The organism is Phycisphaerae bacterium (genome assembly GCA_019636475.1).
Taxonomy (GTDB): domain Bacteria; phylum Planctomycetota; class Phycisphaerae; order UBA1845; family UTPLA1; genus JADJRI01.
In genome coordinates, this window is the sequence record JAHBXN010000007.1 from 176,797 (window position 1) to 191,211 (window position 14,415).

Annotated in this window: 13 protein-coding genes; 2 read left to right on the forward strand and 11 right to left on the reverse strand. The window is 59.0% G+C overall.

Features of this window, described 5'->3' with window-relative positions; all coding sequences use genetic code 11:
- Positions 1-183 precede the first annotated feature (183 nt).
- A complete protein-coding gene (locus KF841_12780) occupies positions 184-786 on the forward strand; it encodes a transcriptional regulator (GenBank protein MBX3396231.1) in 603 nt (200 codons plus the stop codon).
- 104 nt (positions 787-890) lie between these two features.
- On the opposite strand, the gene KF841_12785 is transcribed toward KF841_12780, so the two are convergent.
- Positions 891-1,061, reverse strand: a complete 171-nt coding sequence (locus KF841_12785) for a hypothetical protein (protein ID MBX3396232.1) — start codon at positions 1,059-1,061, stop codon at positions 891-893.
- Between the two features lie 278 nt (positions 1,062-1,339).
- Between KF841_12785 and KF841_12790 the strand changes: the two genes are divergently transcribed.
- Positions 1,340-2,035 carry a class I SAM-dependent methyltransferase gene (locus KF841_12790; GenBank protein ID MBX3396233.1) on the forward strand — a complete coding sequence of 232 codons (696 nt, stop codon included), beginning with the start codon at positions 1,340-1,342 and terminating at the stop codon, positions 2,033-2,035.
- Positions 2,036-2,140: 105 nt separating this feature from the next.
- On the opposite strand, the gene KF841_12795 is transcribed toward KF841_12790, so the two are convergent.
- From KF841_12795 to gyrA, 10 genes are all read right to left on the reverse strand, one after another.
- Positions 2,141-3,010, reverse strand: coding sequence for a type II secretion system protein (locus tag KF841_12795; GenBank protein MBX3396234.1), 870 nt, complete (start codon positions 3,008-3,010; stop codon positions 2,141-2,143).
- Between the two features lie 75 nt (positions 3,011-3,085).
- Positions 3,086-3,628, reverse strand: coding sequence for a hypothetical protein (locus tag KF841_12800; protein MBX3396235.1), 543 nt, complete (start codon positions 3,626-3,628; stop codon positions 3,086-3,088).
- Between the two features lie 77 nt (positions 3,629-3,705).
- Entirely contained in the window at positions 3,706-5,337 is a 1,632-nt protein-coding gene (locus KF841_12805) for an Rne/Rng family ribonuclease (GenBank protein ID MBX3396236.1), read from the reverse strand.
- Positions 5,338-6,592: 1,255 nt separating this feature from the next.
- A complete protein-coding gene (locus tag KF841_12810) occupies positions 6,593-7,225 on the reverse strand; it encodes a TIGR03936 family radical SAM-associated protein (protein ID MBX3396237.1) in 633 nt (210 codons plus the stop codon).
- A gap of 188 nt (positions 7,226-7,413) precedes the next feature.
- Positions 7,414-9,153: a phosphoenolpyruvate--protein phosphotransferase gene (ptsP, locus tag KF841_12815; protein ID MBX3396238.1), complete on the reverse strand. Its 1,740-nt coding sequence runs from the start codon at positions 9,151-9,153 to the stop codon at positions 7,414-7,416.
- 52 nt (positions 9,154-9,205) lie between these two features.
- Entirely contained in the window at positions 9,206-9,490 is a 285-nt protein-coding gene (locus KF841_12820; GenBank protein ID MBX3396239.1) for an HPr family phosphocarrier protein, read from the reverse strand.
- A gap of 132 nt (positions 9,491-9,622) precedes the next feature.
- Positions 9,623-10,096 carry a PTS sugar transporter subunit IIA gene (locus KF841_12825; GenBank protein ID MBX3396240.1) on the reverse strand — a complete coding sequence of 158 codons (474 nt, stop codon included), beginning with the start codon at positions 10,094-10,096 and terminating at the stop codon, positions 9,623-9,625.
- Between the two features lie 58 nt (positions 10,097-10,154).
- A complete protein-coding gene (gene raiA, locus KF841_12830; GenBank protein ID MBX3396241.1) occupies positions 10,155-10,469 on the reverse strand; it encodes a ribosome-associated translation inhibitor RaiA in 315 nt (104 codons plus the stop codon).
- 176 nt (positions 10,470-10,645) lie between these two features.
- The gene (locus KF841_12835) at positions 10,646-11,428 is read right to left on the reverse strand and encodes a ComF family protein (GenBank protein ID MBX3396242.1); all 783 of its coding nucleotides are present in this window, start codon (positions 11,426-11,428) and stop codon (positions 10,646-10,648) included.
- Between the two features lie 33 nt (positions 11,429-11,461).
- Positions 11,462-14,101, reverse strand: a complete 2,640-nt coding sequence (gene gyrA / locus KF841_12840) for a DNA gyrase subunit A (GenBank protein MBX3396243.1) — start codon at positions 14,099-14,101, stop codon at positions 11,462-11,464.
- Positions 14,102-14,415 lie beyond the last annotated feature (314 nt).

Sequence of the window (14,415 nt, forward strand, 5' to 3'; positions counted from 1 at the left end):
GGTTTGGCAGGACCCACCAGATACCAAACGAGCGGCGGGTTGCGAGTGCCTGCACCCCGGCTCAGGGACGCCAGTTTAGCGAATTTCGCACCTTCCGCTCGCCTGGCTGGGATTTCTGATCTATGATTGTTTCAGAGCATATTGAAAATCCGATGTATTCTGGCAATAAGGAGAATTACAGACATGTCGGAAAGTCTCAAATTACAGAGCCGAGCCGCGCCGAGCGACGCCGGACTGACAGCATCCAAGGACCTCGAATCCGCCAAAGCTCTTCTGATCAGACGCTGGGGTGAGCTTTCCGGCTACTGGGGCATCAACCGCACAATGGCGGAGATTCATGCCCTGCTCTTCGTCTCGAATGAACCGGCCTGCACCGACGACGTCATGGACAAGTTGCTCATTTCCCGTGGCAACGCATCCATGAACCTGCGTGCGCTGGTGGATTGGGGACTCATCGAGCGAGTTCACTTTCGTGGCGATCGGAAGGAGTACTTTACGTGCCGGACCGACGTATGGCAGATGTTCGAAACAATTCTGAGGCAGCGGCGTCGTCGCGAGGTTGAGCCAATCCTAGAGACCATTGAGCGTTGCGAAGAGATGGTGGGATTGGGCTCGGAGGATCGGCTGGCGAGCGACATGGCTGACAGCGCGAAGGTCTTCCAATCGCGGCTGAAGGAAATGCGGGATTTTCTTCAACTGGTCGGATCCCTGGTTGATGTCACAGTGAAACTGGGACCGAACGGTCTCAAGGCCGTCAGTGAATCAATGGCAGCCTGGACCCGGTGAACGTCCTGATAAAGGAGCAATTGGGCGTTGAAGCCGGGCCGCCTCGCATGGCCGGGGGGCTCGATGTCCTCATCGGAGGCGGCTGGAAGGATCAGCGGCACCGCTTAGTTCTGACTGGCAACCTCGAGCGGCTCGACGGTCATCGTCGCAGGATCAATCGACTCGAGTTGTCGCAGGTAGTCGGCAAGATCGTTTTCCGTGAAAGCCTGGAGAAACTCTCGACGCGCCGAGCGGTTGATGTCCATGATGCGATTGATCAGTTCTCGCTTCGACATTTTTCTGACTCCCTGCGAACTCGGCGAGCAATTGCGATCGACCGCGGTGACACGACCTGTCGTCGCAGCATCCTCATCGGCCTCGTGCAACAGGTAACTTTAGATTCCTCGAGCCTTGTTTGGACAAGCGGTTTGCAAGCGACGATCCAAGGCCGTTTCAGCCAGACGCGCAACGGATTCGGGCGTCTTCTGCGCGACGGACCTGCGAATCAAAGGAAGTTCGTATAAGATCGTCCCCGATGAGCGAGGACACTTTACAACCTGAACGATCGCCGGACATGCGCCAAGCGCTCGACGGTAAAGCAGCTGTCACGCATGCCGTCAAAGACCGCGCCAAGCATCAGTTCGATTCATGGGCACGCAATTACGATCGGTCGATCGTGCGACATTTGCTATTCGATCCCTCTTATCGGATGTTCATGGAGGAGTTGCATCGCTGGCGGCGGGATTCTTCGGAGCCCTTCGATCTGCTCGATCTTGGGTGCGGAACCGGCACATGGACCGCCATGGTCGCTGGAAGTCCCCTGCCATCACGAACTGTCGTCGGCCTCGATTACTCGCTTCCAATGGCGCGGATAGCACACCAGAAGGCCGAGGAAATCGGTGCAGGAGCCCCGTCATTCATCAATGGCGATTCAGAGCATCTGCCGTTTGCGGATCATTCGTTCGACGTCGTGACATGCAGCAATTCGTTCCACCACTATCCGCATCAGCAGGCGGCGATTCGCGAGATGCATCGCGTGCTGCGTCCGGGTGGCCGGCTGATGCTTATCGACGGCTTCCGTGACAATGTGATCGGCTGGTTCGTTTTTGACGTGATCATCACGAAGATGGAAAGTACGCCGGATGCACGCGTATTCCATGCACCCTGGTCACTGATGCGAAAGTACTTCCTCGATGCCGGCTTCCGCGACATTCGACAAAAGAAGGTGAACATCTGGACGCCGATTTTTATCACAATCGGTGAGGCGTGATTCAGGCTTTCGACTGATTCCAACAAGCGAGGCGATTACGACATCGCTCCCGGTGCGCGCATTCCCGGATATCCGACTTCTTCGGATCCGACGACATGCGCGGCTTCAAAAGCCACGCTGGGTTCCCGGCTCCGGCCAGATGTCGTAGTTTTCGTCAGATGTGTATCGCGAATCGATAAACCGGTACTCGGCGTGTCCGTCGAGCATCGCCATGGAATAGCGCGAGAACTTCCGGTGCCAGCCTTTGCCGAGCGATTGCAAACAGCTTGTACCAAATTGCCCGTTTCGGGGTCGCGCGTCCAGCATGTAAGAGTTCATCGCGTTTTCCATGAAGAGGACAAACTTGGCGGCGCTGCCGCCGACTTTCCGCGAGAGCATCGACTTGCCTGCCCGGGTCATAAGTCCGATGTCCGCATAGTACTGATTCTGGCCGAGCCAAGGCGGGCCCTCCATCCAGTACCAGTTCAATGCGTAGCTCATGCCGTTGATCTGGAAGGAGGAGTAATTGACATCCAGCGCCGGCGGATCGCACGGATTCTGCACATTCGGCGTGCTGTAGTTCTTGTCGGACGGACAGTTGTAGGATGCGATCGGGCCTCGCGCGACGCATGGTGCGATATACTTGTTGAACGGGCGAGACTCAGTCGGAATCACCGCCATATCGGTATTGAGACCGTACTCCGGATGCGGCGTCGATGTTTGGTAGCCGCCGAAGACATGCTCCGAAATGAGGTTTACGGTGCCCCACTGCGTGTTAAATCCGAAGTGCCAGACTTGAACGTACTCCCCGGCATCGTCCATGTACATCTGGCCGGTCGCGCCGAGCGTCTTCAGATTCGCGAGGCATTTGCCAACGTTGGCTGCTTCCTTGGCCGCGCTCAGCGATGGAAGCAGAATCGCTACCAGCAATGCGATTATCGCAATAACGACAAGCAACTCGAGCAACGTGAACGCACGATCTGCGAAACGGAGCATTGGACCGTCCCTATCGCATTGGCGGTGACCGGCTCTCAAAGAGGATTATATCAGGCAGCACGAGCGTGATACGAGCTACTTTGCGGAGGAGTTCGAGGGCTGTGCCGATGCGCCGGCCCCGCTGCCGGAGAGATTGGACGATCGGGCGAGCGACTTCGCCTCACGCAACCAATCCAGAAACTGGGGCACGGACGGAACAGGATTGACGTACAAGCCCTGTCCGATCTTGTTTCCTTCAGCGTCGGTTACGACACATACCTGCGGTTTCTGAACGCCATAGATCTTGCGGTATGGATCGCTCCATGCGAACTCAAGCTCGATGTTGACGGTATCAAGCAGCTCTTTTTTCACCTGCGCATTTTCGAGGACCTGGATTTTCATGTTGCGGTGCTGCGTGGAGTCCCACTCCTTGAAGTAGAACACCATCGGCTTCTTATCCCTTTCAGCCAGTTTCACGCCGTACGATGGATCAAGATACCAGACCGGTGTATTGCATCCGATCGCCCCGACCAGCAGAACGCCGGCAAGAAATGCCGCAAGCGCTTCTGAAGAACGGCGAATCTGAATCATACATGAGAACACGCGCGAAACGTGCATGGACAGACTTTGACGATACAAGCCAGCGACTCCTACCCGGAATTTACTGCCGGAGCGAAACCAACACTGTTCCCAGAAACCTCAAATTCACTTCGGCATCACTTTGTCGGATTCGGACGAGTGCCTCGTCCTCGACCGCGTCCGCCGCGCCGTCGACCACCGCGATTCGAAAATCGATTGCCGCCCCGATTCGAATCGTGGTTCGGATGAATCGCGTTGATACCGACCTCGCGTCCGCGCAGATCGGTACAAGCGAGTTCAACCTGATCGACACCGAATGTCTCGACACCATGAATCTGGATCGTCTGATTCTTCGCACGCTCCAGGTCGGTCAGTTGGTGTCGTTTGCGGTTGAGAAGGTCATTTGCGACCGCGGTCGAGAGGCGCACGTCGATCCGAGCAATGCCCTCCCGGTTGCTGGCCAGACGGATCTGGCGCATCACATCCAGCGCGACGGACTCAGACGACTTAACCCGTCCGCTGCCGGCGCACCTCGGACATTCGCGGAAGACGCTCTTCAGCAATGAAGGCCGCTGCCGCTGTCGCGTCATCTCCAGCAGTCCAAAGCGGGAGATTCGAAGAATTTTCGCCCGCTCCTTGTGCTTTCGAAGGGCGTCCGCCAGTCGCTTCTCAATGCTGCGGCGGTGGCGTTCCAAACCCATGTCAATCAGATCGCAGACGATCAATCCGCCCAGATCACGCAGACGCAGTTGTCGCGCGATTTCATCCACGGCCTCCAGGTTCACTCGGTAGGCCGTTTCCTCGGCATTTTCAGGCACGCGAAACCGGCCGGAGTTGACGTCGATCGCGACCATCGCCTCGGTCTGTTCAATGATGAGCGATCCACCCGACGGCAGCGGCACCGTTTTGGAATTCAGACGCTCAATTTCAGCTTCGATTCCGTGATGATGGAAAATCGGTTCGTCGCCCTGGTAAACCTCAACCCCGTCGCTCGTCCTCGGACTGGCAATCGCAAGAAACTCCCGAATGCGGTCGGCGACGTCGGAACTATCCACGACGATCCTGCGCAGGCTGGAATCATAAACATCGCGAATCGTACGAATCACAAGGTCGGATTCCTTGTAGAGTTCGGCCGGCGCGGGATCCGTCTTGATCCGTCGTTCGACTTGTCGCCAAAGCCGCACAAGGAAGTTCAGATCGCGCTGGAGGTCCCGGCGCGTGCGATCCACGCCGGCGGTTCGGACAATGAATCCGATCCCCTCGGGCAGCGTGAGTCCGTCGAGCAGGGCGCGGATCCGGCGTCGCGTATTCTCATCCTCAATCTTTCGGGAAACGCCCAGTTGGTCCATTCCCGGCATCATGACCAGGAACCTGCCCGGCAGGGAAATGTAGCTCGTGAGCGTCGGCCCCTTCGTGCCAATTCCTTCCTTGATGACCTGAACGATGACTTCCTGGCCGCGCTTCAGGCAACTCTGGATCGGCGGGCGCTGTCGTCGCGGCGTTTTTTTGCCGACTTGTTCGGATGAGTCGGAAGTCCCGTCGGGAAAGTACTGCGGGTGCAGATCGCTGATGTGCAGGAAACCGTGCGCCGGCAAACCAAAATCAACAAAGGCAGCCTGAATCGAAGGCTCGACATTTGTCACGCGGCCCTTGTAGATGTTGCCGACATTGGACGACGCCGAGGTCCGCTCAATGAACAACTCATCCAATCGGTTGTCGCGGAGCACGGCGATCCGGCATTCCTCGGACTCCGAGACATTGATCAACATCTCGCGAACTTCGACGGCAGCGTCGACGGCCTCCTCTTGCGCGCGATGCGCTTCGTCCGCAAGTTCGTCGTCCGGGGACTCAAGGTCCACCCCTGCGTCAGCGGGCCATTCTTCGTCCGCCGAAATTCGGCGGCGAGTGCCTCGGATCGCCCGTTCATCCTCTTCAACCGGTTCGGATTCGTCGTCGCCCACGATCGGCGCCGAGGCCGGAGCCTCTGCGGACTCGCCCCGTCCGCGACCGCGGCCGCGACGACCTCGACGGCGTCTGCGACGTTGCGAAATATCGCCTTCAGTCGTTGATTCCCCGCCGACCGGCATCGCAGGCCCAGGATCGGACTGCTCGATGATCAGTGGAGAATCGTCGACCGGCAGAATAAGCACTTCAGATTCGTCGTCCTCGACGGCCTCGGCATCCGCCAAGGTGTGCTTCGATTCAACGATCACGACTTCTTCATGGGTTGATTCGCCGGCGCCCTCTGTTCCGACTGGCCCGGGAACTCCCTGCACATCGCCTGACACACCCTGGCGATTCAGCGCGGCAATCACTTCGGCCTCTTCGGCCAACCGCTGCGTTCGGGACTTTCGGCCACGGCCCCGTTTCGGACCCTCGGCCGTGCGCCTGCCGCCCGGCATACCGGCCTCGCTGACTGCCTCCGAACGCTTTTCAGCGACAGGCGCGGAAGGCGGAGCAACGACGGGCGGCCGCGAAACGTGCGACGGCGCAGTTTGGCGCGCCGGTTCCGGCGCGCGATTGGTAACAGGCGAGGAAACGCTTCGTCGCTCTGACTGCGGCGGCGACATTTCCTTCACGGAAATTGGAACGACTGGTACCGGTTCCTCGTCGTCGAAAATGCCTGCGCCAAACGATGTACGAGGCGCCTGCCGTGAGACGACTCCGTTCGACGAGGTTGACCGCGACGATTGTGCCGTCGAAGTCTGGGCCGGCACGGGGCTTTCTGCGACAGCCGGCGGCGCTGCGACAGCGGTGCTGGAAGCCGCAGTCTCGGCACTTTCGGGGGCGGGATCTTCATCGCGGCCGCGGCGCGCAGACTTCGCCGGCGGTCGCGCGGCGGGCTTGCGTGGCGTGCGAGTTTTCTTCTTGATGGGTGCGATCTTGGATTCGTTCGCGGCAGCAGCAGGTTCGACCTTCTTCCTGGCCGAACTGCGCTTCGTTGTCTTGGACACTCAATACCTCTTCGATGCTTGCGGGCGAGAATGGCGGGAGAGGATTCAAATCATCAGGGCAAACGGAGGCTCAATCGCGAAACGCGGCCCTTGAGCGTACGGCCCGATGCGTCCATTCAGGTGCGGGCAGGCCGACGGCCTCCAACACTTCGCCCACTCGGGCTGTTCCGTCAATGGACACGGTTTGCGACCAGACCAACCGATTTCCGTCAACCCGGACATCGATCAAGAACGCCCGGATGTCGACGTGTTTTGTGCATCGGCCTTCCGGATCGCGTCGCTCGACGCGATGCGTTTGGCTGGTCAACAATTCCGCGGCTCGCGCCTGCACGCTTTCGACGGATGCGCCGCTGAGATCGACGGTATATTCGACCTCGCGCGGCAACCGCCGATCTTGTGCATGCAGGGCTTCAACCTGATGAATCTGAATCCCTTCGGGTAGCTGCGCTGCCAGACGTGCGGATACGGCGTCAATTTCCAATGGGGACGCAAGTTCGATCGTCATCAATTCGTCGTGCGACTCGACCCCCACGGGCCGCGGCATCGCGATGCTTATTCGAGGACGAGGGTTGAACCCTTCGGAATATCGCACCGGGATGTCGGCGCGGGCGAAGGCCCGCTGAAACAGTCGCAACGTGTCCTGATGAGAGAGAAATCTCAGGTCGCCGCGGATCGCGTATCGTATCGCCAGCCTCTGGCGCAACCGTGAAGCAATCCCTTCTTGCCTTACTTTCAGTCCCGAATTCGCCGGAATCGCCTACACAAGCGTTCGGATCGGGACATTGACTCGGCACCCGTCAACAAATAGACGAGTGGCGAAAACACACGCAGGCCGCGTAGCCATTCCGCCACGCACGCGTGCGCTTTCGCGACTCGCCCGGATGCGACACGTCAAATATCGCCCCAGACCCGTCGGGTCTCGTCACGAAGGTAGTTTAGCACCTCTCGCTCGGTTTCAAAGGTCATCACCCGGCGACGGACCCGAATTGCATCGGACAGCGTCACGCTTCGGATGATCTTCTTTACGCGAGGAATGTTTCCGGCGGCCATTGAAAACGTTCTTAACCCCATGCCTAGCAATAGGATAGTAAACAACGGATCGCCCGCCATCTCCCCACAAAGACTGACCTGGGTTCCCGCCCGGTCCGCATCGCGAACGACTCTTCGAACCAGCCGCAGCACCGACGGATCGGCCGGTGTGTATAGCTGTGCCACTCGCTCATTGCCGCGATCGACCGCCAAAGTGTACTGAATGAGATCGTTGGTGCCGATGCTCATGAAATCACATTCGCGGGCAAGCTCTCTCGCGCAGATCGCGGCTGCGGGCGTCTCTACCATGACGCCAACCGGAATGTTGCTGCGATACTCATAACCCTCTTCCTCAAGCTCCTCAGTCACGAGACTGAGCACGAACTTCGCCTGGCGCAATTCCATGATTCGGGAAATCAGCGGGAACATGACGCGGACATCGCCATATGCGCTGGCTCGCACGATCGCCCGTAACTGTGCCCGGAACATCGACAGATTCTGCAACGAATAGCGAATCGATCGAAGGCCGAGAAATGGATTCTTCTCGAGTTCCCAGCCACCGGCGCGATGACACTTGTCACCGCCGAGGTCCATTGTCCGGATCACAAGCGGGCGATTGCCGAGACTCTCCACCGCGGCACGATACGCCTCGTACTGCTCCTCCTCCGAGGGCAACTGATTCTCGTCCATGAAGAGAAACTCGGTGCGGTAAAGCCCGATCCCGGTCGCGCCATTCCTGATGCAGTCTTCAATCTCAAGCGGGAATTCAATGTTACCAAGCAGTTCGACCTGTATTCCGTCCTTCGTTTCAGCTCGAAGATCCCGGAGTTCCCCGAGCGTGGCGCGCACCTCGTTCAGATGGATTGCTTCGGCGGCATAGCCTTCACGCTGTGCCGTATCGGGATTGATGACGACAACGCCATGCAGACCGTCCACCACGACTGTATCGCCGCTCGAGACGTGCGCCGTGATGTCTTCGAGACCGACTACCGCAGGAATTCCGAGACCGGCTGCTATGATGGCGGTGTGCGATGTCGTGCCGCCCGCATCAGTTGCGAATCCGAGTAGGCGCTTCGACCGCTCCAACTCGACCAGTTGGGACGGAGTGAGATCATGAGCGATGATGACGACCGGTTCTTCCAGCGACTGGATATCCTGGCGTGTTTCGCCGCCGACGTGAAAAAGCAGTCGCCGTTCAATGTCCTGGACATCCTTGGCCCGCTCTTGCAGGAAGGGACTGCCCATTTCCTGAAAGCGCCGACGATATCGCCGCATGAAAATGCTGATGGCGTAAGGCGCGCTGTATTGCTTCGACTCGATCAGGAGGGAAATTTCCCGCCGGGGTTTCGGGTCGGCCAGCCAGCGTTCGTGAAATCCGAAGATATCCGCGAGTTCGTTGCCGGCACGCTCCGCGAACCGCGTCCGTTCGGCCGAGACCTCTACGCGGGCGGCTTCAAACGCGCGATCGACGAGCGCGATTTCACTTTGGATGGCATCGGGTGGGACAATGCGCTTCGGAACGCGCGACTCTTCCGTATCCAGAACGAGTGCATCACCGATTACCACCCCCGAGGAAACGCCGATTCCCCGTTTCAGCGGCATCGCACGCTCCGTTCTCGCTGCGCACCATGCGCCGCCCGAGGGCCCGGGACGGTCATTCCTCGCCGAAGCGCGAATCGACCAATCGGGCCAGCGCCTCGACCGCCTCCCCGCAATCGTCGCCCTCGGCCACCAGCGTCAGCTTCGTGCCCTTGACGGCCTCGAGCAGCATCATTTCCATTGGACTCTTGCCGTCCACGGCCAACGAGTCTTTCAACACCCGGACCGAACTCTGAAAACGCGACGCCGTGTCCACGAACCGCATTGCCGGCCGCGCATGCAAGCCCTGCACGTTCGAGATCACCACCACCCGCTCGGCTCTTTGCGGATTCTCTTGCATGTCGTTCGTCCATGATCCATCCCGGGTTCGCGTTCGCACGCACGGCCCGCTGCAAACTTACCGATCGGTTCGATCCGAGCGCCAACCCTGATCCACCGTCACAGGGTGGATCCATCAGTCGGGCGCGCCAGGTCAGGCACCGCTCGATTCGTCCGCTTCCTTCAAAAGATCAATGATCGCCTCGCGAGTTTCCGCCTGGCGAAGGAATTTTCGAAAATTGTCTCGTTGGAGATGCCGGAAAATATTTTCCATGGCCTGAAGGTGCCCGTCCGGAGAATCCGGCGGAGAAAGAAGTAGCACAATAGTATAAACCGGAGCACGATCCAGCGCCGCAAAATCGACACCCGTCGCACTGCGTCCGATCGCCGCCATGATTCGCGGAACCTTCACGTGCTTGACATGTGGCACCGCGACGCCCTTGCCGAATCCGGTGCTTCCCTGATTCTCACGCTGAATCGCGGCCTTGGCGATGGCGTCAACGTCGTCCTTGTCCAAGGCGCCGGCCTCAGCAAGTGACTCGACCAACGACCGAATCACGCCGTTTCGGTCGGTGGCCTGCACGTTCGCATTGATGGCGCCCATTACGACGAAATCGCAGAGCTTCATGTATTTCGGCCTTCATTCGCAACCGATGCACGGCGCCTCAGACATGCCTTCCGGGCAGTCATTGGCCCAAGCCTTCCGGGTGCTTTCGATTTCGGAATTTCTCTTTGTGCTTGTTTAGCTGCCGCTCAAGGTCCTTCACCGTCGCATCCAGCGCCGCATACGGATCTTCATGATTTTCCTTCGCGACAAAGGTCATATGATGATCCGCCTTGACGATGATTTCACACCGATGCGTCAGCGCTTCCTTGTCGAAAACGATGTCCGCTGACTGCGCACGGTCATAAAACCGTTCCAAGCGCGACGTCTTTTCGACTGAATAATTCCGGAGTTTCTCGCTCACGTCAAAGTGCCGACCGCTGACCGTGATCTGCATGTAAGTGTCTCAACTCGCCGTCGGCGGATCCGGAGTGGTTCGGTCCGCAGACGAAATCAGTTTGAAGTTCCAAGCACGGCAACTCATAACGCACGACAGCGCAGATACTTGCGCAATCCTACGACTGCCTCCCGAAAGTTTATTCGGTTCGACAAAGCCGGTCAACCCCCGGGAAATCAAGCTCGCCCGGCTCGGGCAAGCACCGCAACAACGATCTTTTCGGCTTCGGCGCGGCGCAGGGCCCGCACCGCCTCATCGACCGTCGCCCCAGTCGTGTAGACATCGTCAATCACCCCGACTGTCCTGCCTTTGATGCTCGCGGGATCAACGACATCGAACGCACCGCGGATCAGCTCGGCCCGACCCGCATAGCTAACCATGGGCTGAGAATGAAACTCCGCCACATGCCGAACCGCCCGCAGCACGCGCTTCGGGCGCATTCCGATTTGACGTAACGCATGCGATGCCAACAGCCCGACGGGATGAAAACCCCGACTCAATCGACGGCGCCAATGTGATGGGATCGGCGTCCAGAAATCGACCGACGTCGCGATATCAGACGCGCGGATTGATTCTGCAAGCAGTCTGCCCAACAGATGATCCAATGTAAAGCGTGTCTTGAATCGAAGAATCAGTTCGCGCAGCACGCCCTCGTATCTTCCGACGCGAATGAACCCCGCCACACGAACCCGCCGGGATCGAGGCTCCCGACAGTCGCGACAGATGCCGTCGACGAGAAGATGAGGTCCGGACTCCTGCCCGCACTTCGAACAGGCGACCACGGCGACATTGCTCGCGAGATTCGACCAGCATTGGGCGCAAAGTTGATCGCCTTCGTGGCCGATCACATCATCGCAGGCCGCGCAGAGGCGAGGCAGAATGACATCCGACAGGCGTGCGCCGAGGGTATGAACAGCCGATCTGAACCGAGCGGTGCGACCTGCGAAGCGACTGATCATGCGGGCAACTCGATCTGGTCCGCGCCCCACCCACTACTCCGGATCAGCCGGCGGATCACCATCGACACCGGAATCAGGCGCATCAGGACTCGAAGCTTCCGGCTCCGGCAACTCGGCCGGCTCCGCGGATTTCGCCGCGCCGTTCGACTCGTCCTCATCCTTAACGATATTCGCCACGGAGACGACTTTGTCACCCTCGCCGGGTGCAATAAGCTTGACGCCCTGCGTGGCGCGACCGATTTCACGAAGCGACGACACATCCGTCCGCAGCATGATGCCGCCGGCCGTGATGAGCATCATCTCATCGGTGTCGCGAACGGCCCGCAGAGCGACGACCTTGCCGTTTCGCTCGGTCGTTCGAATGTTGATCACTCCGCTGCCGCCGCGCTTCTGGAGACGATATTCGTCGATGTCCGTCCTCTTGCCGAAGCCGTTTTCGCAGACAGTCAGCACGCTCATGCCCGGCTGAAAAACGGCCATCCCGACGACCTCGTCATTCTTGTCGAGCGTGATGCCCTTGACACCCCCCGCCGCCCGACCCATGGCGCGAACATCGGTCGCGTTGAAGCGGATCGCCATCCCCTCGCGCGTGCCCAGAACAATCTGATCCTGATCGCCGGCCAGGCCGACGCTGATGAGCGTATCGTCCGGATCGAGTCCGATCGCAATGATGCCGCTGGGGCGCGGCCGCGAATAGGCACTCAAGGCCGTCTTCTTGACCGTGCCCTTGGCGGTCGCGAACAGGACGAATTTCTCCTCGAACTCCGTCACTGTCAGCACCGCCGTGTAGAATTCGCTCTCCTGCATATTGAGCAGATTGACGATCGAGCGGCCGCGAGCGGTGCGAGCCATTTCAGGGATATCGAAAACGCGGAGCCAGTACACGCGACCACGATTCGTAAAGAACAACAGGTAGTTGTGGGTGGTGGCGACGAAAAGGTTTTCGATGAAGTCACCCTCCTTGGTATCACTTCCGCGAATTCCTCGTCCGCCGCGTCCTTGCTTGCGATAGACATCGGGGCTGGTGCGTTTGATGTAGCCTTCGTGAGAGATCGTGACAATGGCCGTGACATCGTCGATCAATTCTTCCATGCTGAACTCACCGACTTCGCCGGTGATTTCAGTTCTGCGCGAGTCAGCGTACTTCGATTTCATCTCGTAGAGATCTTCTCGGATGATGTCGAGCACAAGCGCGGGGTCGGAGAGAATTTTCTGATAGCCCTCAATCTCCTCCACCAGACCCGTGTATTCTCTGGCAAGCTTTTCAACTTCCAAACCGGTCAATCGCTGTAACTGCATCGAGAGGATCGCGCCAGCCTGCACGCCCGTCAGGAATTGATCGCGCTGGCGTGCCCGGCTGGAGAACGTCTCGGGCAGTAGCTTGACCAACGCAGCGGATTCAGGAAGCCGCAGCGCCCGGGACATGAGCCGGTCCTTCGCTGTCGCCGGATCCGGCGAATTCTTGATCAGCTCTATGATGGCGTCGATGTCACCGACAGCCAGAATCAAACCTTCAAGAATGTGAGCCCGCTGTCGCGCCTTCTGAAGCAGAAACCGCGTCCGCCGCGTAATCACGTCACGCCGGTGGTCGATGTAGTTCTGCATCAACTCCTTGAGGCCCATCGTCTTCGGCTGTTTGCCGACGAGCGCGATATTGATGATGGAGTACGTCGTCTGCATGGGCGTATGCCGGAACAGCTTGTTCAGCACCACGTCTTCGCTGACGCCGGATTTCAGCTCGATGACCAGTCGAATCGGATTCTTGCGGTCCGACTCATCTCGAACATCGCTGACCTCGGGGAGCCGGCCATCCTTGACACACTCGACCAGTTTCTCCGTGATCGTGTTCTTTAGAATCCCGTAGGGTATCTCGTCCACGACGATTCGAACCCGCCCCGCCTTCATCTCCTCCGAATGGGTCTTTGCTCGCAGCTTGAGCGAACCACGGCCTCGCGTGTAGGCATCGATGATGCCCTGACGCCCACAGATCATTCCGCCCGTCGGATAATCAGGCCCCGGGATTTTCTCCATCAGTTCAGGCAGGGTCACGTTCGGACGGTCGATCAGCAGGATGAGGCCGTCCACAATCTCCCCGAGATTGTGCGGAGCGATGTTTGTCGCCATGCCCACGGCAATGCCGGTCGAACCATTCACCAGGAGATTGGGAAACTTGCTGGGCAAGACCACCGGTTCGGTCGTCGTCTCGTCGTAATTTGGAACAAAATCGACCGTGTCCTTGTCGATATCCTCCATCATGTCCGTCGCAGCGGCCGTCATGCGAGCTTCGGTATACCGCATGGCTGCCGGCGGATCACCATCGATCGAACCGAAGTTGCCTTGCCCGTCGATGAGCGGATACCGCATATTAAAAGGCTGGCCAAGGCGGACGAGAGTTGGATACACAACGGCATCGCCGTGTGGGTGATAGTTGCCGGTCGTGTCGCCGGAAATCTTGGCACACTTGCGGTGCTGGCTTCGCGGACCGAGCTTCAGATCGTTCATCGCAACCAGGATGCGGCGCTGCGACGGCTTGAGGCCGTCACGCGCATCAGGCAATGCGCGAGATACGATGACGCTCATTGCGTACCGCATGTAAGAGTCCTGCATCTCTTCGACGAGCGGCAGGTTCTGAAACGTTTCCGGTTGGGACTGTGTCGGAGGTTGGTCGCTCATAGTGATCGGATGCTGCTCACGCCGTATTGTGGGCGCGGTTTGATTCGCCTCATTCGGTCCCGTCGCACGGGGAGTCGCCCGTCAGGTCTCGTGCCGCATCGCGTTGAGGTCAGCCGCGCAAGCGTCCGGACCGATGCCGCCAAAAGCCCGCGACATGTGCCATACAGCCGAATGAAGCTCTCGAATCATCGTTTTTCTGGACGCGCGATCCATCCGCGTCCGTCGGCCGGAATTGTAGGGGAAATTGCCGCTTGCGGACAGAGCCGGCCAAGGAGAGCAAGCCGTCCAATCGGCTGGTCTTCGCCCCCCTCTGA

What these genes read in the sequence shown, in the direction of transcription:
- ptsP (MBX3396238.1), bottom strand. Translation starts at nt 9,153, where the DNA reads ATGCCGCTGAAACGGGGAATCGGCGTTTCCTCGGGGGTGGTAATCGGT.
- KF841_12795 (MBX3396234.1), bottom strand. Translation starts at nt 3,010, where the DNA reads ATGCTCCGTTTCGCAGATCGTGCGTTCACGTTGCTCGAGTTGCTTGTC.
- KF841_12805 (MBX3396236.1), bottom strand. Translation starts at nt 5,337, where the DNA reads ATGTTGATCAATGTCTCGGAGTCCGAGGAATGCCGGATCGCCGTGCTC.
- KF841_12790 (MBX3396233.1), top strand. Translation starts at nt 1,340, where the DNA reads ATGCGCCAAGCGCTCGACGGTAAAGCAGCTGTCACGCATGCCGTCAAA.
- gyrA (MBX3396243.1), bottom strand. Translation starts at nt 14,101, where the DNA reads ATGAGCGACCAACCTCCGACACAGTCCCAACCGGAAACGTTTCAGAAC.
- KF841_12825 (MBX3396240.1), bottom strand. Translation starts at nt 10,096, where the DNA reads ATGAAGCTCTGCGATTTCGTCGTAATGGGCGCCATCAATGCGAACGTG.
- KF841_12785 (MBX3396232.1), bottom strand. Translation starts at nt 1,061, where the DNA reads ATGTCGAAGCGAGAACTGATCAATCGCATCATGGACATCAACCGCTCG.
- KF841_12835 (MBX3396242.1), bottom strand. Translation starts at nt 11,428, where the DNA reads ATGATCAGTCGCTTCGCAGGTCGCACCGCTCGGTTCAGATCGGCTGTT.
- raiA (MBX3396241.1), bottom strand. Translation starts at nt 10,469, where the DNA reads ATGCAGATCACGGTCAGCGGTCGGCACTTTGACGTGAGCGAGAAACTC.
- KF841_12820 (MBX3396239.1), bottom strand. Translation starts at nt 9,490, where the DNA reads ATGCAAGAGAATCCGCAAAGAGCCGAGCGGGTGGTGGTGATCTCGAAC.
- KF841_12780 (MBX3396231.1), top strand. Translation starts at nt 184, where the DNA reads ATGTCGGAAAGTCTCAAATTACAGAGCCGAGCCGCGCCGAGCGACGCC.